Genomic DNA, 16,488 nt, shown 5'->3' on the forward strand with positions numbered 1-16,488 from the left:
CGTTCGAGGCCGTCCGAGAGCGTCTCGACCGCCCGAACCGTCACTCAAAAGGCCGACTGCGCGGTCGGGTCGGTCCCGACCGCGTCACCGCCCGGACGCGTCGGACGCGACCGTCGAGGCGTCCGATCGATCCGACTCGCGCCAGTCGTAGCGCTCGACCGCCCGATCGGCCCGCGAGGAGAACCCGTAGGGGTTGTGGGTCTCGGTGCGGTCCCGGAGTCGGGCGACGAACCCGTCCTTCGAGCCGATGGCCGCGTTGACGAGCACGCGCTTGCCGTTGCCGAACCACGTCGACGGCGCACCGTCGCCCCGGACCACGTCGGCGGCGCTCTCGATCGCGTCGGCGGCCGCGTCGCGGCCGGTCCGCCCGAAGATTCCCGGACGGGGGCCGTAGTTCTTGACCAGGCGGTAGGCGAGCGCGCGGTACTTCCAGCCCCAGTCGCGGTCGTCTCGGTCGTCTTCCTCGTCCTCGCGGGTCACGCAGGCGGTCGGCGACCAGACGACTTCGTAGTCGGCGCCCGCCAGCCGGTGGGCGCAGTCGCGGGCGCCGCCGGTCGCCAGATACTCGTCGAACCCATCGACGGCCTCGATCGCCTCCCGGGTGAACGCGACGTTGCCCCCGTCGAAGTAGGTGACCTCCCGGCCCCGGATCGTGCGGCGCTCGACGGACTCGGTCGTCATCCCCGCCCGCACCGCGCGGTGGACCGGGCCGGTGACGACCGCGGCGTCGGCCAGCGCCTCCCGGACCGCGTCGGCCCACGTCGCCTCGACGATCGTGTCCTGCCCGATCACCGCGATCGCGTCGCCGGTCGCCTCCGCGATGCCCGCGTTCCGAGCGACGTTCAGCTTCCTGTCTGCGACCTCCACGAGCACGTCGACGTCCTCGCGCTCCCGGACCATCCCGGTGGTTCCGTCGGCCGAGGGCCCGTTGGCGACGATGACCTCGGCGTCGGGGGCGTGGAGCGCCAGCGCGTCGAGGCACACCGCGAGGCGCTCGCGCCCGTTGAGCGTCGGAACCACCACGGATAGCTTCATATCACGCAACGTCCCGACGGAAGTTTAAAAACGGTTCGGCCTTCGTCGCGGGGTCGTCCCGACCGAACCGCGTCCGGCCAGAGAATGGTACACCGACCGCGGGACCGCGGGATCGCGGGATCGCGGGACCGCGGGATCGCGGGTCACCGAACGCGAGCGGTCCAATAGGAGACCGACGCGAACCGGTCCGCGAACGGGAGGTCGCCGATCGTCGTGTCGGCGTCGCGGATGGGGTCGGCGATCGACCCCGGAATCTTCCGGTAGAATCCGTAGGGGAGGATCCAGTCGTGCTCGGCGTTCACCAGTTCGAGGTTCGCGCCCTCGAGGAGCTTCTCGACCTCCGAGCGGGCGTAGAGCCGCGACCCCATCGGGAGCAACCAGTTGTAGATGCTTCGGGTGCTCGTCCCGTTGAACGTGTCGAAGACCACCCTGTCGGCGGCGACCCGGCACATCTCCGAGAGGAAGGCGGCGGGGGTGTCCGCGAGGTGGAAAAACCGCATCGCGAACACCGTATCGAAGTGGTCGTCGGGGAACGGGAGGCGCGCGGCGTCCCCGCGCATGAACTCGAGGTGGTCGGCGACGCCGGCGTCGCGGGCCTTCTGGCGGCCCTGCTGGAGCATCGCCGCCGAGATGTCGAGTCCGACGATGTCGGCGCCCCGCTCGGCGAGCATGACGGTAAATCGTCCGGTGCCGCACGCGATCTCGAGGACGTTCTGGTCGTCGACCGGCCCGATCGCGTCCAGAACGGCCTGCTTCTCACGGCGGTCGATGAGTCGCCCACCCCGAGAGAATCGCTTCTCCTCGTACTCCTCGGCGACCTCGTCGGCCTGGTACCACTCCTCTCCTTTCACGCTTCTCGTCTTCCCGTAGTCCACCGGGGGACTAAAACGGTAGGGATACGTCTCGACGCCGACCACTCCCGACGCCGACACCGGGGCCCGATCGGAGACGTCCCGAACGGGGCGCTCGCGGCGGCCGTCGGCGATTACTCCCCGTTCGCGACGACGCGGTCGGGGCGAATCCGGACGATCACTCGCGGCCCCGACTCCTCGCCGTGGTGGGGGTACTCTTCGACGTCCATGTACCGTCGGGCGAGGGCGTCGATGTGGTCGCCTGCGCCGTCCTCGGTCACCGCGACGACTTCGCCACGGACCGAGACGTACCGATACGGGTCGTCGGGGTCCAGCACGCAGACGCCCACCTCGGGGTCGCGCTCGACGTTGCGCTCTTTCCGGCGGCCGCGCGCGGTGTTGACGAGCAGGTGGCCGTCGTCCTCGTCGATCCAGACCGGCGTCACCTGCGGCGTCCCGTCCGGCATCAGCGTGGCGAAGCTCGCGAACGTCTCGCGCTCGAACAGGTCCGAGAACGCGTCGGGAATCTCCTCCATATCGGCTCTCGGGGTTCCGGCCACGTAGTTTTTGGTGGCGCCGATAGCGCCGGAACGAACGTCGCGGACGCCGATGCGTGTATTAGGTGTTTAAAGAATACAGTCGGCCATATAGACAACATTTACTAGGGGTTCAGGGAGTCGTGTCTGTATGAGCACGACCACGGACGAGCCCCCGGTCGCAGAACAGTCCGCAGACGAGTACCGCGAGCGCCTCCGCGACCTCCCCCCGAGCGCGAAACTGGTAGCGAAGGTCCTCGAAACGGACTCGCCGCTCTCGCAGGGCCAGCTCGCCGAGGAATCGCTGTTGCCCGACCGGACGGTCCGGTACGCGCTGAATCGGCTCGAAGAAGAGAGTCTCGTCGACTCGCGGTACAGCTTCCAGGACGCGCGCAAGCAGGTGTACTTCCTCGATCGGTAACGCCCACGCTTTTCTCTGTGCGGCCCCTCGCTCGGGACGTGAACGTCGAGCGCGTTCCGGTTCCGACCGAGACGCTGTCGCCACACGGTGTCACCAACGCCTACCTCGTCGGCCGCGAGCCGGCGGTGCTGGTCGACCCCGCCGGCAGGACCGACGCCCTCGACCGCGCGGTCGACGGGCGGGAGGTCGACCACGTCCTCGTCACCCACGCCCATCCCGACCACGTCGACGAGGTCGCACACTACGCCGAGACCTGCGAGGCGACCGTCTGGGCGCGGGCGGGCCGCGAGTCGCGCTTCGAGCGTGCGACGGGCGTCGCGCCCGACCGGACGTTCCGTGAGGGGACCGGGGTCGGCCCCGCGACGGTGATGGAGACGCCGGGCCACGCGCCCGACCACGTCGCGCTCGTCGCGGGCGAGGCCGTCCTCGCCGGCGATCTCGTCGTCGCCGAGGGGAGCGTGCTGGTCGGCGCCGACGAGGGCGACCTCCGGGCGTACCTCGCGTCGCTCCGCCGACTCTACGCCCGGGACCCCGGCCGACTCCACCCGGGCCACGGTCCCGCGATCGACGACCCGCGGGCGAGGATCGAGCGACTGCTCGCCCACCGCCTCGACCGCGAGTCGAAGGTGCTGGCCGCGGTCAGAGGCGGCGCGTGCACGCTCGATGCGGTCACCGACGCCGCCTACGAGAAAGACGTCTCGGACGTCCGGGAGGCCGCCCGCCGGACCGTCGCGGCCCACCTCGAAAAGCTCGCCGTCGAGCGAGCGGTCCGCTGGGACGGGCGGCGGGCGGCGCCGCGATAGCACGGCTTTTGGTCGCGGGGCCCAAGTGTGAGGCGTGGAGAGTCTCGAAGCCGAACTCGAACGCGCCCGCGGGCTCGAGGTCGCCGAACTGGCCGACGCCATCGAGACGATCGGGTTCGAGTGTACGCGGTGTGGCGCGTGCTGTAAGTCCGAGGCCGACGATCCCCACACCGCGACCGTCTTCCCCGACGAGGTGCGGGCGCTTCAGGACGCCCCGAGTCGGGACCCCGACGGCTCGAACGATCTCCCGGACGCTCCCCGCGAGTGGCGAGACGTCGCCCGTCCCATGCCGTACGGCGTCGAGGACGGCGCGGGCGAGACGTTCGAGTGGGCGCTCCAGACCGACGCCTGCGGCGACTGCACGTTCTACGAGGAGAGCGAGGACGGCACCGGGGCGTGTTCGGTCCACGCCGACCGCCCGCTCATCTGCGAGACCTACCCCTTCTCGGTCGCGCTCGGGGGGACGAGCCAACCGATGGGCGAACCGGTCGACAGTGTCGCGCTGGGCGACCGGACGGACGCGACCGGGGACGACGAGGCCGGAGCGGTACGGGCCCACGAGTGTGAGGGGCTGGGCCGGGAGATCTCCCGCGAGGACGCCGAGGAGCTCGCGGCGGCGCTCAAGGCCCGAGCGGTCCGGGAGCTACGGGAGGCGATCGGCGTCCGGGACGCCTACGAGCCGATCGACCCCGACGGGGGCGTGGTCGTCCACGACTCGGAGGGCGCCAAACGACCGGACGGCTCGACCTACGACGGCTGAGAGCGATCGCCGATCGCCGTTCAACTCCGGCATCTGACAGTCCGGCCGCGAGTCGCGCCGGGTCGCGGAACTGCCGACAGGCGCTCGCTGGCCGCGGCTGGGCCGCCCGGCGGCGCTCGTTCGGCGAGATACTCTCGGGGATTTGAAAGTTCGGTGGTAAAGTTCTTTATGGCCTACTCCCTTGCGTCCGAACGGAGGCATATAACCTTGGAGATCTCTGACAAACTCCTGTGTCTGTTCAGTGCTGATGTCACTATCGAGGACGACAAGTACGTCGTAGAGGTGCCGCGTCGCGAGATCGAAACCGGCTCGGTCGAGCCGGGCGAGACCTATCGGGTCGCACTCATCGCGGACGACTCCGAGTCGTCGAGCGCCGAGTCGAGTTCGAAGAGCGAAAGCTCCGGCACTTCCACGTCGTCGGAACCGCAACCCCCCGTCGAGGAGGGCGAAATTCGCTACGTCGAGGTCGAAGACATCGGCAAGCAGGGCGACGGCATCGCCCGCGTCGAGCGCGGGTACGTCATCATCGTCCCCGACGCCGAGATCGGCGAGCGCGTGAAAGTCGAGATCACCGAAGTCAAGTCGAACTTCGCGGTCGGCGAGATCATCGAAGAAGAGTTCTAGGGCTCGCTCGCGATCGGAGCCGCGAGCGCGTCCCGGGGTTTTCTTTGGGACGCCCGTCGGAGAGCCACCGCCGACCTTCGCTCGCGGTCGGCCCGGTCGGACTCGTCGCCGACACCGAAACGACGCGTGGGACGCCGTCGCGGCCGATCTGGTCCCGACGGGCCGACGCCCCCGTGGCGGGAAAGCATTGATAACGCTTCGCCCGGAACCTGTTGGTATGGCAACCGAATCGACGGGGTGGACCGCACGCGACAAGCTCGCCGGGGTCGGCGCGCTCGTCATGCTGTCTGGGTACTTCGTGGATCCGATCGGGACCGCCGTCGGCGCCGGGATGCAGGCGGCGCTCGCGCCGGCGGCGTCGTTCGTCCCCTTCTCGGTGCTCGTCTTCCTGCTTGCGGGCACCGCGGGGCTGTCGTCGGCGCTACTCAACGCGAAGCTCCGGAACCAAGAGCGGATGGCGGAGCTTCGCGATCGGATGACCGAGATCCGCGACCGCGTCGAGAACGCCCGGGACCGCGGTGACGACGACGCCGTCGAGGAACTGCGCGCCGAACAGCAAGAGCTGATGGGCGACTGGCTGGCCCAGATGAAGACTCAGTTCCGGCCGATGGTCTGGAGCATGCTCGTCTCGGTGCCGGCGTTCCTCTACCTGCGGTGGGTGTTTCTGGCGCCGAGCGCCGCCGTCGCGCCCGCCGCGCTCGCGCTCCCCGTCGTGGGACACGTCGCGTGGACCGCGACGATCGTCGGCCCGCTCCAGGTGTGGCTCGCGTGGTACGTCGGCTGTTCGGTCTCGACAGGCATCGTCGCCAGAAAGATCGTCGCGCGAGTCGGGTAGTCAGTCCGCGCCTTCCGGGTTCTCCGCGGTCGCGAACGAGTCGAGATTCACGCTCACGTCCGCCGAGAGCTCGGTCGGCGACTCGTACGGCCGGTTCACGATGACGTTGCCCGCCCGCTGAGTGCCGAGTCCGGGGATCGCGGTGAGTTCGTCCATCGTCGCGCTGTTGAGATCGAGCGGATACGGCACGCCCGTCACCGACCGGTAGCCGTGGTCGACGACCGCCACGTCGATCGTCCGGCCGAGTTCGCGCTCGCCCGGGATGCCCACGAGCAGGGGGTAGGTGCCGAGCTGTCGACCGAACGTCCGGCCGTCGCGGTGGTATTCGAGGTGGACGTCGGGCAGGACGGTCCCCGCCGGCGCGAGCCGACGGAGCATCGGGTTGTCGATCTCCTCGCGGACCTCGGTCTTGTACTGCTTGAACAGCTTCTTGTGGTCCTTGGCGATGTCCGCGCCCACGTCGCTCATCTCGGTGCCGTCGAACGCCATCACCTGCCGGATGTTGACACGCCGGAGCATCAGGCCGGCGTCGTACACCCGTTCGAGAAACGCCTTGTTGTGCTCGAACGTCTCGCGGCGCTCGCCTTTCAGCCCGTGGAGGAGGTTGATGCCGGGCAGGAGCTTCGGGAGGCGGTTCGCGGCGTCCTCGCCGTGCGTCGGAGCGTTCTCGGGGTCCTCTCCGGGCCGCCACCCCGCTTCCTCGTTGACGATCTCCACCGCCCGGAAACACTCCTCGGCGGTGACGTTGAGGTTGTTCTCCTCCTGAACGAGGGGGTCGGCCGATTCGAGGCCGAACGCCGCGGTGTCGCCCGGCGTGTTGTGCTCGGCGATCACCCTGATGCCCTCCCGGGCCAGTTCGGGCCACTCCACCACGGTGATGGGGTTCATGTTGTCGAGGTGGAGGGTTTCGAGGTCGGGGGCGACCGACCGGATGCCGCCGTAGAGCTCGCGGAGGGCGTCGGGGTTGGGCTTCTCGCCGTCGCCGCCGTACGCGAGGATGTCGGCCTGCCGGCCGAGCCGGAAGTGGCGCGCCCCGCGGTCGTAGAGGGTCTCGACCTCCGCGACGACCGACTCGGGCCGCCGGAACGAGGGGTTGCCGTACAGGGGTTCGGTGCAGAACGAACACCGGTAGGGACACCCCCGGGAGGTCTCCATCTCGGCGATGAGGTACTCGGGGTGGTTGGGGTGGTGTTCGATCACGAACGCCCCCTTCGCGGCCCACCGGTCGATCTCCTCGTTGTCGCGCATCCGGTTGTTGAACCCCTCGAACCCGCTGTCGAGCAGGTCGTAGGCGGCGGCCTCCACGTCGCCTTTCGCCACGAAGTCGAAGTCGAGGTCGTCGCGCTCGGTCTCGGTGCCGCCGGCGTTCTCGTCGCCGACGCCGAACTTGACGGGACCGCCCATCAGGCTGGTCCCGTCGGCGGTCCACGCCAGCTTTCGCACCTCGTCGGGTTCGGCGGGCGTGCCCCCGACGTACTTGCCTGGGACGGTCATGCCCCCGAGGTAGACGAACAGGTCGGCGTCCTCCACGTCGCGCCACCGCGCGCTGTCGTCGCGGAGTTCGTCGATGGTGTGGTAGGTGACGTTGGCCTCGGGGACGCCCGCGTCCACGATCGCCCCGGCGGTGTATCGGGGGTACGTCGAGATGTACGGCGGGACGCCGAAGTGGGCGGGTTCGTCGACGTACCCGTCCACGAGCGTCACGTCGAGGTCCGCGAGGTCGGTCATGTAGTCACATTGCCCGCCGACGGGTAAAACAGTGACTACACGCTCGGGGCGCCGGGCCCGACGGGCGTCCCGACCGCGGACCGGCCCCGGGGCCGGAGCCGGCCGAGAGCAGCGTGGACTCGCCGAAGCCCGCGTGTTTATAGTCGCGCAGGCGTTAGGTTCAGCGTATGCCTGCCACCCTCGAAGTGAAGTGCACGAACGAGGACTGCGAACTCGACATGTTCGAACTGCACTACACCTACGACATGCCCGAGGAGACCGGCGTCTCCGACTTCCAGTGTCCGTACTGCGCCCAGACCGACTCGCTCGACGAAATCGAGCTATGAACGTCCGGGAACTCGGTCGGTCGGTCGGCGGCGCCGTCCTCCGCCGGGTCGGCCGCGGCGCGAGCAAGATCCACGAGTCCAAACCCCTCCCGGTCGACCTGCTCGAGAGCGACGACGCCTACCTCGTCGTGTTCGACGCGCCGGGCGCGACCGGTAGCGACGTGCAGGTCCGGTACGCCGACGGCTCGGTCCTCGTGCGCATCGACCGCTTCCGGGAGTTCCACGAGGGGTTCGAGATGGTGTTCCCGGGTCGCGGGCTCTCGCTCGACGGCGAGGCCGAACTCCCCGCAGACGCCGTCGTCGACGCCGAGGCCGCGACCGCGACGCTGGCCGAGAGCGGGACGCTCAAGGTCCAAGTCCCGAAGCGCGAGGCGTCGTCCGACGATTCGCCCACCGAGTCGGTCGAAGCCTGACCGGGCGGGTCAGTCGACCGCCATCCCCTCGACGATCTCGAACGCTTCGTCGCCGTCGAACCGCGTCGGATCGAACTCCGGGACCGGGCTGTCGCCGAGGACAGCCTCGGCGGCCGCCTCCCCGAGCGCCGGGGCTCGCATGAACCCGTGGCCCTGCCAGCCGGCCGCGACGAACACCCCGTCGCGGAGTTCGCCGACGAGCGGGTCGCGGTCGGGCGTCGCCACGCAGAGGCCGGCCCACGCGTCTTCGACCGGCCCGAAGTCGCCGACGCGGTGGTCGAGTCGCTCGCGGGTCGCGTCCACGAACGCCTCGTCGGCGTCTCGCTTCCACTCGTCGGGGTCGCTCTCGACCTCCTCGGTGCCGTCCCCGGAGAGCAGTCCGTCGGGATGGGGCCGGAGGTAGTACCCCTCGGTGGCGTCGTAGACCATGGGGAGCGAGCCCTTTTCGTCGTCGAAGCCCGCGGTGAGCGCCTGCACCCGGTAGGGCTTGAGCGGGACCGAAATCCCGGCCGCCGCGAGCAGTCGCTTGGTGTGGGCGCCCGCCGCGACCACCACCGCGTCGAACGACGCCGACCCCGCGTCGGTCTCGACGCTCGGGCCGTCGGGGTCGAGCCGGGCGGCGGTGTGTGTCCGGATCTCCGCGCCCGCCTCGCGGGCCTTCTCGGCCAGCAGGTCGGCGTACGCTCCCGGCAGGGTACAGCCGGCGTTCTCCGCGACGGCCGCGACGCCCACGTCGTCCCACTCGACCGCCGGGAACCGGTCGCGGAGCTCGTCGGGGTCGGCGAACGCCACCTCGCGGTCGGCCTCGCGCATCCGGGGCACCTGCTCGCGGATCGCATCGGCGCGCTTCCGGTCGCCCTCGCGGGCGAGCAAGACGTACGGCGTCTCGCGGAACTCGAACTCGCCCTCGCCGGAGAACGCCCGAAAGCGCTCGATCGCACGGTCGCCGACGCGGGCGTCCTCGGGCGCGGCGAACGCGTCGTAGAGGACGCCCGCGGCCCGGCCGGTCGACGCGCCGCCGATCTCTCCCTTCTCGTAGAGGACCACGGACGCGCCGCGGTCGGCGAGGTCGTAGGCGGCGGTCGTGCCGACGGCGCCGCCGCCGACGACTGCGACTCTCATGGTCGCCTCCGGGGCGAGACGGCGGTCGCGCTCGGTGCTCGGTCTGTGTCTCGGACTCGGCGCATGGTCGAGCCGACGAAGTGCGGGCACTTAGGCGTACGCCCGCCGGAAAATCGGCTCTCGAGGCCGAACGCCCGATCGGACGGCGTCGGTCAGTGTGAGTGGGGCCGGTCTCACTCCGGGGCGACCACGCGGTTCCGGAGCGTCCCGACGCCCTCGTAGGTGATCTCGACGGTCTCGCCGGGCTCGACCAGCCCGGGGTTGGCCGGGCTCCCGAACGCGACCACGTCGCCGGGCCGGAAGGTGAACCGCCGTGAGAGGTACGAGACGATCTCGTAGGGGTCGAACAGCATCAGCTCTGTGTTGGCCTCCTGTCGGCGCTCGCCGCCCACGTCGGTCCGCATGTCGACGTCCGTCGGGTCGATGTCCGTCTCGATCCACGGGCCGAGCGGCCCCGAGGCGTCGAAGGCCTTCCGGGCGGTCCGGCCCTGCTGGTCGAGGGCGTCGACGTCGTTCATCACGGTGTACCCCCGGACCACCTCGGGCACCGACTCGGGGGCGACCGCCCGACACCGCTCGCCGATGACCGCCGCGAGCTCGCCGGCGTAGGTCAGCTCGTCGGTGAACTCGGGGTACGGGATCGGTCTGCCGTGCCCGACCAGCGAGGCGGGCGGCTTCACGAAGAAGTCGGGCTCCTCGGGGCGCTCGTACTCCATCTGATCGAGCGTCTCGGCGTAGTTGCGCCCGACGCAGTACACCGCAGAGGGCTCGCAGGGCGGCAGGAGCCGGCCGTCAGTTCCGACCTCGTAGGTGCCGTCGTCGGCGCGGACGACGCCGTCGTCGTAGGTCCCACTCACCGGTCCGTCCGGCGTCAGCAGTCGTGCGAGTCGCATACGACCGCGTTCGAAACCGACCGCCAAAGGGGTACCGACCCGCGCCGGCGCTCGGCCCTAGTCGGGCCGATCGTCGACCGCCGATTCGAGCAGGAGTTCGGTCGCGGTCTGGGTCGGCGAGCCCGGCGCCGTCTCGCGGGCGAACCGGGCGATCGCCGCCTGGCCGTCCCGGACCGTCTCGTCCGCGCCGACCGCTTCCAGCAGGCGCCGATAGAGGCCGAGTTCGGCGTCGAGGGCGGTCAAAAGCTCCTCGCGAGCACCCTCGTAAGAGCGCTCCTCGTCGAGGAACACGTAGAGCTTCGTGCTGTACTCCCGGAGGCGCCGCTTGGTTCCGTCCGAGACCGCAGGGTGGGTGAGAAGGTCCTCGGCCGGGAGGTCGGCGGCGTCGTCTTCCCCGTCGCCGTCCTCGGCGACCTCGTCTCTGGCGAGCGACTTGGCGGTGTCGTACTTCGAGGCGAGTTCGGTCCTGGTCTCGCGGCTGGACTCGGTCCAGTCTTCGAGGACCGCGACCGCGTCGCCGACCGTCTCGATGCGTTCGGCGATGCGCCGTCGGAAGTCGGCGGGGTCGCCGACCGACTGGATCTCCGCGACGAAGGTGGGCATAGGGCGGGGTACGGGCTCGGGCCCCATCCGTGTTCGGAAACCCCCGCCAGCGTCAGGAGACCAACGCCTCGACGCCGCGGGCGGGGTAGCCGACCACGAGGTCGGCGCCGGCCTCCTTCAGCGCGGCGACCTGCTCGCCGACCGCCGTCGGGGTGCCGACCAGCGCGTAGTCGCGGGTCGCCGCCGTGAGGACCTCGCGGGCCCGTCCCGACGCCGTGTGGTCGGTCGCGGCGCCCTCGGGAAGCGCGCTCGCGACCGGCCCGCGCCGGGCCGCGTACGCGCCGACGGCGTCGAGCACCGCATCGTCGTCGTCGGTGAGGACCGTCGGGACGTACACCGCGACCTCGCCGTCGAAGCCCCCTGCCCGGAGTGCCCGGAGGTCGCGCTCGGTCGACCGCGACAGGAGCTCGAACTGCGTCGCCCCGGTCGCGAGCGCCACGCGCTCGACGCCCTCGGTGCCGACCCACGCGTCGGGTGCGCGCTCGACAGCCGCCCCGAGCCGGGGCGCGACCGCCTTCGATCGCTCCTCGTCGGTGAGGTAGGCGGCGTGACCCGCGACCGCGACCCGTTTGACGCCCTCGGGGATGGCTCCGTAGAGGGCGTCGTCGCCGAGGGGATCGTACCCCGCGGCCCGGACCGGCGTGGTGAGCCGGACCGTCTTTTCGCTGGCGAGGGCCGCGAGCGTCTCCTCGCTCGGGCGGTGCTCGCGGCCCTCGTAATCTATCGTCACTCTCTCGAACGGGAGGTCGAGCGCGCGCGAGACGTCGCACTCGGCGGGCTTGAGCGCGACGGCGTCGAGCCCGGTCGTCGCGACGGACTCGCCAGTAGTCAGCACGCGCGACCACCGCCAGTAACAGTGAGAACTCTACGACTCGTGCGGAACGCGATCCATCGTCTGTGCGACCATGTACCCCACCGTACCCCGGGAGGACTCAAAAGCGTGTCGGCACTGTCGGTTCTTACCGGCCCGGCGGTGTCAGCGCCGCCCGACGTCGGCGTCGGGGTCGAGCACTCGGTCGATCGTCTCGGGCGCGCGCCAGTCGGTCGCAAGCTCCAGCAACTGGACGAGGATCCGGGCGGTCGCGCCCCAGACGGTGTAGCCGTCGACCCGGAAGAAGTGGACGATCGCCTCGCCGTACTGGGGGTGCTCGCGGCGCTCGTTCTCGTAGTTGTCGGGATCGACCAGCCCCGAGACCGGCAGGACCGCGATCTCGGCGACCTCGCGCTCGTCGGGGGTGTACTGTCGGTCGGGCACCCGCGCGACGAACGGCGAGACCGCGTACCGGGTGGTCGTCCGGATGTCGTCGAGTCGCCCCACGACGTCGGCCTCGTCGGGCCCGAGTCCGATCTCCTCGTCGGCCTCCCGGAGCGCGGTCGCCAGCAGATCCTCGTCGCTGGGCTCGCGACCGCCGCCGGGGAAGCTCATCTGGCCGGCGTGTTCGCCGAGGTGGTCCGCGCGCTTGGTGAACACGAGGTGGGGCTCGCCGTCGCGGACCGCGACCGGCGCTAACACCGCCGCGTTGCGCTCCTCGTCGGTGACCGCTCGCGGGACGTACTCGGTCACGCGGCCCAGTTCCATATCCGGAACCTCGGACTCGCCGGCCTTAATTCGTGCGTTCGGCGCAGTCGGTGCCGGGCGACTCGAAGGCCCGATCCAGCGTCTCGCGCACGTCGGCGACCCCGACCGGCGCCCACGCTTCGAGGTCGTAGCTCACGTCGAGGAGTCGCTCGGCGCGGTCGGTCTCGCCCGCCGCGGCGACCGTCCGGCTCTCCTCGCGGAGTCGGTCGGCGACCGCCTCGCCGACCGCCTCGCGGTCGAGGTCGCGGTCGGGCACGTCCATGATGTGGGGCAGGTCCGGACCGTGTTCTGGCACCGCGGGGAAGGCGGCCGGGCCGGCGACCAGCAGGCGGTCGCCGTCGCGGTCGATCTCGACGAGGTGGTAGTCGGCGAGCGCGCGCTCGATCTCGGCGGTCAGCGCCTCGTCGTCGACCGACTCGCCCCGCTTGAACGCGAGTTCCGAGAGCGCCTCCCGGAGTTCGTCGGCGGTCAGCGCGCCGAAGAGGTCGACCACCCCGGCGAGTTCGTCCGTCGTGTGGCTCATCCGTTGTCGGGTGAGGGTCCTCGCGGGGGCTTAGTTGTTCGGGAAGCGTCCGGCGGCGCCGGCTCTCTGTCCCGACCCACGCCGCGACCCAAACGTACATCCGGCGCCCCCGACACGGGGGAGTATGCTCGTTCGCGACGCGATGACGACCGACGTGGTGACGGTCCCGGCCGACGCGCCGCTCCGGCGCGCGGTGGGCGTGATGCTTCGGGAGGGCGTGGGGAGCGCCGTCGTCACCCGGGACGGCGATCCCGCCGGAATCGTGACCGAGACCGACGCGCTCAAGGCGGGCTATCGCTTCGAGCGGCCGTTCGGCGAGATCTCGGTAACGAAGGCCGGGAGCGACGGCGTCGTCACGATCTCGCCGGACGCGACCGTCCGGACGGCGGTCAGGCGGATGCGGGCCGAGGACGTGAAGAAGCTCCCGGCGGTCGAAGGTCTCGACGTGGTCGGCGTCCTCACGATGACCGACGTGGTCCGCGAGCAGGAGACGCTCATCGACGAGGCGATCCGACTGGAGCAGGGCCGATCGGGATGGACGCCGGACCGGTAGCGGCCCCGAGCGACCGCGACTCACACCGATTCCGGTAGCCACCCGCCGTCGACCTCGACGTTCTCGCCGCTGATGTAGCCGCTGTCCTCGTCGAGGAAAAAGAGGACGGCCTGCGCGATGTCCTCGAAGCTCGCGGGTCGCCCGCGGGGGAGGTCGTCGGGGAACTCGTCGGAGTTCTCGACGACGTACGGCGACACCGCGTTCGCGGTGATCCCGTCGTCCCGGGTGTCGGCCGCCAGCATCCGGGTGAACATCAACACGCCCTGCTTGGCGATGAAGTACGGCGCGTTCTTCGGCGACATCAGCCCCTTCTCGGCGCTCGCGTAGCCGACGTTCACGATCCGGCCCCACGACTGGTCGCGCATCCCGGGGAGCGCGCGTTTACAGCACAGATACGTGCCGTTGACGTTCGCCTGCAGGACGGTGTTCCACTCCTCGTAGGAGAGGTCCTCCCAGTGGTCGGGCGCGAACGGGCCAACGTTGTTGACGAGCACGTCGACCGTCCCGAGGTCCGCCTCGACCGCCTCGAACATCGCCTCGACATCGTCGGGATCGGCCACGTCGGCCTGCACGGTGGTCGCGTCGGGCGCGCCCCGCTCGCGGGCCGTCTCGGCGGTCGCCGCCGCGGCCTCGTCGCTCGTCCGATAGTGGACCGCGGTCGAGGCGCCCCGGCCGGCGAGCGCGAGCACCAGTTCGCGGCCGACGCCCGTCGCGCTCCCGGTCACCAGCGCGGTCCGTCCCGACAGGTCAGGTCGTAGCATGGCCGTCGGTTGGGGCTCGATCCATATCGGTGTGCGGGAACCGGCTCAGGGTCGAGGGCCGACTGTACTACTCGCCGGCGAGTAAACCGTCCCACACCCTTAATTGGTCGGGCCGCGGAGGAGGGCGTATGACGCTGGAAACGATACTGCTCGCGGTCGGACCCGGCGACGCCGACCGCACCGAGACGCTGGCGGACGCCGTCGCCGAGGTGGCCGAACCGACGGGCGCGACGGTGATCCTTGCCCATGTGTTCACCGACGAGGAGTACGACGAGGTCGTCGCGCGACTCGACTACGATCCGATGGGCGAGATCAGCCCGGACGAGGTGGCCGCGCGCCACGCCACGATCCGCGAGCTAACCGACCGGCTCGCCGACGCCGGCATCACGTATCGGGTTCGGGGCGCGGTCGGCTCTCACGGCGAGACCATCGCGGACCTCGCCAGCGAGGTCGACGCCGACCGCGTGGTCGTGGGCGGTCGCACCAGATCGCCGACGGGGAAGGCCGTCTTCGGCTCGGTCGCCCAGACCGTGATGCTGTCCTCGCCGTGTCCGGTCACGTTCGTCCGGTCGGATTAGTCGCGTCGGCCCTTCCACTCGCGCTCCTGGCGGCGCTCGGCGACGTGGCGCCGGCCGTCCGAGACCGTCTCGCGGACGTCGGACTCGAACGCGGTCACGTCCGCGAGACAGCCGTCCTGAAACGTCTCGACCACGTCGTACGACCACGTCTGATTGAACACGCCGGTCGGGAGCAACTCCTCGCGGAGCCGGTCGGCCAGTTCGTCGTAGCCGCTCGCGCGCAACGTCGCCTCCGCGTCGGCGAGGTGGTCCATCGCGTGGCCCGTCGCGTGGTGGAATTCGACGAGACTGCCGTGGGCGCGGTGGAGCCACTCGAGGCCGAGTTCGACCTCGTGGAGCGCCTCGATCTCCGACTCCGAGAGGTCGCCGCCGGGTCTGTCGGGGTCGCGATCCATGACACTTACTAACATGCGCGAGGCCATAGGTCTGGCGTCTGCTCGAATCGCCCGTCCGGCGACCCGACGGTGTGAGGGAATCGCATACTCGATGCCGAGTAAATGATTGTTGTTAAGTGCGGCCGTCACGTCTTCCCGGCGTGAATGGCGTACTACGCGGGCGTTGACCTCGGTGCGACGAACGTCAGGGCGGCAGTCGCCGACGGGGACGGGGCGGTGGTGAGCGTTCACCGCGCGGACACGCCGAGGGGGCCGACCGGCATCGCGGTCACCGAGGCGGTGCTGTCGTGTCTCCGGGAGGCCTGCGGGGCCGTCGGCGTCGACCCCGACGAGATCGAGGCCGTCGGGATCGGTAGCATCGGGCCGCTCGACCTCGCGGAGGGGATCGTCGACGGCCCCGCGAACCTCCCCGACGCCGTCGGCCGGATCCCGCTTTCCGGACCGATCGGCCAGCTCGTCGACTCCGACCGGGTGTACCTCCACAACGACACCGTGGCGGGGGTCATCGGCGAGCGCTTCTACAGCGACCGCAATCCTGACGACATGGTGTATCTCACCATCTCGTCGGGCATCGGCGCCGGGGTCTGTGTCGACGGCGAGGTGCTGTCGGGGTGGGACGGCAACGCGGGCGAGGTCGGCCACATGGTCGTCGACCCCCGGGGACGGCGGACCTGCGGGTGCGGCCACGACGGCCACTGGGAGGCGTACTGCTCGGGCAACAACATCCCCGAGTACGCGACGATGCTGGCCGAGGACGACCCGGGACTGGACACCGCCCTCCCGATCGACGCCGCCGACTTCTCGGCGGCGGACGTGTTCGAGTACGCGGGTCAGGACGCGTTCGCCGACCACGTCGTCGAGCAGGTCGCCCACTGGAACACCCTCGGGGTGACGAACATCGTGCAGGCGTACGCTCCGCTGGTCGTCTACGTCGGGGGCGCGGTCGCGCTCAACAACGAGGAACTCGTCGTGGACCCGCTCCGCGAGCGCCTCCGGGAGACGGTGTTCAACAACGTCCCGGACGTCCAACTGACGAACCTCGGCGACGACGTGGTGTTGAAAGGCGCCATCGCCAGCGCGCTGACCGGCGGGACGGGCGACCGCTCGCGGGTCGCGTGAGGACGGCCGGCCTCCGCCCCTTTTATCCCG

The 16,488-nt window shown here is 70.5% G+C and carries 22 protein-coding genes; 10 read left to right on the forward strand and 12 right to left on the reverse strand.

Features of this window, described 5'->3' with window-relative positions; translation table 11 throughout:
- Positions 1-84 precede the first annotated feature (84 nt).
- The 3 genes from EPL04_RS08075 to EPL04_RS08085 all read right to left on the reverse strand — a co-directional run bounded on the left by EPL04_RS08075 (position 85) and on the right by EPL04_RS08085 (position 2,422).
- The gene (locus EPL04_RS08075; protein WP_134670819.1) at positions 85-1,035 is read right to left on the reverse strand and encodes a glycosyltransferase family 2 protein; all 951 of its coding nucleotides are present in this window, start codon (positions 1,033-1,035) and stop codon (positions 85-87) included.
- Between the two features lie 143 nt (positions 1,036-1,178).
- Positions 1,179-1,886, reverse strand: coding sequence for a class I SAM-dependent methyltransferase (locus EPL04_RS08080; RefSeq protein ID WP_134670820.1), 708 nt, complete (start codon positions 1,884-1,886; stop codon positions 1,179-1,181).
- A gap of 134 nt (positions 1,887-2,020) precedes the next feature.
- Positions 2,021-2,422, reverse strand: a complete 402-nt coding sequence (locus EPL04_RS08085) for a PPOX class F420-dependent oxidoreductase (protein WP_134670821.1) — start codon at positions 2,420-2,422, stop codon at positions 2,021-2,023.
- A 151-nt stretch (positions 2,423-2,573) separates the two neighbouring features.
- On the opposite strand from EPL04_RS08085, the gene EPL04_RS08090 reads away from it, so the two are divergent.
- The 5 genes from EPL04_RS08090 (at position 2,574) to EPL04_RS08110 (ending at position 5,865) form a co-directional block, all read left to right on the forward strand.
- The gene (locus EPL04_RS08090; RefSeq protein WP_134670822.1) at positions 2,574-2,843 is read left to right on the forward strand and encodes a MarR family transcriptional regulator; all 270 of its coding nucleotides are present in this window, start codon (positions 2,574-2,576) and stop codon (positions 2,841-2,843) included.
- A gap of 38 nt (positions 2,844-2,881) precedes the next feature.
- The gene (locus tag EPL04_RS08095) at positions 2,882-3,646 is read left to right on the forward strand and encodes an MBL fold metallo-hydrolase (RefSeq protein ID WP_134670823.1); all 765 of its coding nucleotides are present in this window, start codon (positions 2,882-2,884) and stop codon (positions 3,644-3,646) included.
- A gap of 34 nt (positions 3,647-3,680) precedes the next feature.
- On the forward strand, positions 3,681-4,406 hold the full coding sequence (locus EPL04_RS08100) for a YkgJ family cysteine cluster protein (protein WP_134670824.1): 726 nt from the start codon (positions 3,681-3,683) through the stop codon (positions 4,404-4,406).
- Positions 4,407-4,613: 207 nt separating this feature from the next.
- Positions 4,614-5,030 (forward strand): TRAM domain-containing protein, encoded by a 417-nt coding sequence (locus tag EPL04_RS08105; protein ID WP_134670825.1) that lies wholly within the window; start codon positions 4,614-4,616, stop codon positions 5,028-5,030.
- Positions 5,031-5,247: 217 nt separating this feature from the next.
- Positions 5,248-5,865, forward strand: coding sequence for a DUF106 domain-containing protein (locus EPL04_RS08110; RefSeq protein WP_134670826.1), 618 nt, complete (start codon positions 5,248-5,250; stop codon positions 5,863-5,865).
- Here the strand turns inward: EPL04_RS08110 and EPL04_RS08115 are convergent, their stop codons facing one another.
- Positions 5,866-7,593, reverse strand: coding sequence for a radical SAM protein (locus tag EPL04_RS08115; protein WP_134670827.1), 1,728 nt, complete (start codon positions 7,591-7,593; stop codon positions 5,866-5,868).
- A gap of 167 nt (positions 7,594-7,760) precedes the next feature.
- Between EPL04_RS08115 and EPL04_RS18715 the strand changes: the two genes are divergently transcribed.
- Positions 7,761-7,919: a DUF7559 family protein gene (locus tag EPL04_RS18715; protein ID WP_167599440.1), complete on the forward strand. Its 159-nt coding sequence runs from the start codon at positions 7,761-7,763 to the stop codon at positions 7,917-7,919.
- Positions 7,916-8,332 carry an Hsp20 family protein gene (locus tag EPL04_RS08120; RefSeq protein WP_134670828.1) on the forward strand — a complete coding sequence of 139 codons (417 nt, stop codon included), beginning with the start codon at positions 7,916-7,918 and terminating at the stop codon, positions 8,330-8,332. Before EPL04_RS18715 ends, EPL04_RS08120 begins: the two co-directional genes overlap by 4 nt.
- 9 nt (positions 8,333-8,341) lie before the next feature.
- Here EPL04_RS08120 and EPL04_RS08125 read toward each other — a convergent pair whose 3' ends face one another.
- The 6 genes from EPL04_RS08125 to EPL04_RS08150 form a co-directional block, all read right to left on the reverse strand.
- Positions 8,342-9,454 carry an NAD(P)/FAD-dependent oxidoreductase gene (locus EPL04_RS08125; protein ID WP_134670829.1) on the reverse strand — a complete coding sequence of 371 codons (1,113 nt, stop codon included), beginning with the start codon at positions 9,452-9,454 and terminating at the stop codon, positions 8,342-8,344.
- A gap of 173 nt (positions 9,455-9,627) precedes the next feature.
- Positions 9,628-10,347, reverse strand: coding sequence for a fumarylacetoacetate hydrolase family protein (locus EPL04_RS08130; protein ID WP_134670830.1), 720 nt, complete (start codon positions 10,345-10,347; stop codon positions 9,628-9,630).
- 57 nt (positions 10,348-10,404) lie between these two features.
- On the reverse strand, positions 10,405-10,950 hold the full coding sequence (locus tag EPL04_RS08135; RefSeq protein ID WP_134670831.1) for a hypothetical protein: 546 nt from the start codon (positions 10,948-10,950) through the stop codon (positions 10,405-10,407).
- Positions 10,951-11,002: 52 nt separating this feature from the next.
- Positions 11,003-11,785 carry a DUF7388 family protein gene (locus tag EPL04_RS08140; RefSeq protein WP_134670832.1) on the reverse strand — a complete coding sequence of 261 codons (783 nt, stop codon included), beginning with the start codon at positions 11,783-11,785 and terminating at the stop codon, positions 11,003-11,005.
- Positions 11,786-11,926: 141 nt separating this feature from the next.
- Positions 11,927-12,529: an NUDIX hydrolase gene (locus EPL04_RS08145; protein WP_134670833.1), complete on the reverse strand. Its 603-nt coding sequence runs from the start codon at positions 12,527-12,529 to the stop codon at positions 11,927-11,929.
- A 25-nt stretch (positions 12,530-12,554) separates the two neighbouring features.
- Positions 12,555-13,052 (reverse strand): DUF7109 family protein, encoded by a 498-nt coding sequence (locus EPL04_RS08150; RefSeq protein ID WP_134670834.1) that lies wholly within the window; start codon positions 13,050-13,052, stop codon positions 12,555-12,557.
- A gap of 124 nt (positions 13,053-13,176) precedes the next feature.
- On the opposite strand from EPL04_RS08150, the gene EPL04_RS08155 reads away from it, so the two are divergent.
- Entirely contained in the window at positions 13,177-13,605 is a 429-nt protein-coding gene (locus EPL04_RS08155; RefSeq protein WP_134670835.1) for a CBS domain-containing protein, read from the forward strand.
- A 20-nt stretch (positions 13,606-13,625) separates the two neighbouring features.
- On the opposite strand, the gene EPL04_RS08160 is transcribed toward EPL04_RS08155, so the two are convergent.
- A complete protein-coding gene (locus EPL04_RS08160) occupies positions 13,626-14,366 on the reverse strand; it encodes an SDR family oxidoreductase (protein ID WP_134670836.1) in 741 nt (246 codons plus the stop codon).
- A 128-nt stretch (positions 14,367-14,494) separates the two neighbouring features.
- Between EPL04_RS08160 and EPL04_RS08165 the strand changes: the two genes are divergently transcribed.
- Positions 14,495-14,944: a universal stress protein gene (locus EPL04_RS08165; protein WP_134670837.1), complete on the forward strand. Its 450-nt coding sequence runs from the start codon at positions 14,495-14,497 to the stop codon at positions 14,942-14,944.
- Here EPL04_RS08165 and EPL04_RS08170 read toward each other — a convergent pair.
- A complete protein-coding gene (locus EPL04_RS08170) occupies positions 14,941-15,339 on the reverse strand; it encodes a hypothetical protein (RefSeq protein ID WP_209019596.1) in 399 nt (132 codons plus the stop codon). The two genes, EPL04_RS08165 and EPL04_RS08170, sit on opposite strands and share 4 nt — an antisense overlap.
- A 144-nt stretch (positions 15,340-15,483) precedes the next feature.
- Here EPL04_RS08170 and EPL04_RS08175 point away from each other — a divergent pair, with 144 nt between their 5' ends.
- The gene (locus EPL04_RS08175) at positions 15,484-16,458 is read left to right on the forward strand and encodes an ROK family protein (RefSeq protein ID WP_134670839.1); all 975 of its coding nucleotides are present in this window, start codon (positions 15,484-15,486) and stop codon (positions 16,456-16,458) included.
- Positions 16,459-16,488: the final 30 nt, after the last annotated feature.

Origin of the sequence: Halorussus marinus (assembly GCF_004521895.1) — an archaeon.
Classification (GTDB): domain Archaea; phylum Halobacteriota; class Halobacteria; order Halobacteriales; family Haladaptataceae; genus Halorussus; species Halorussus marinus.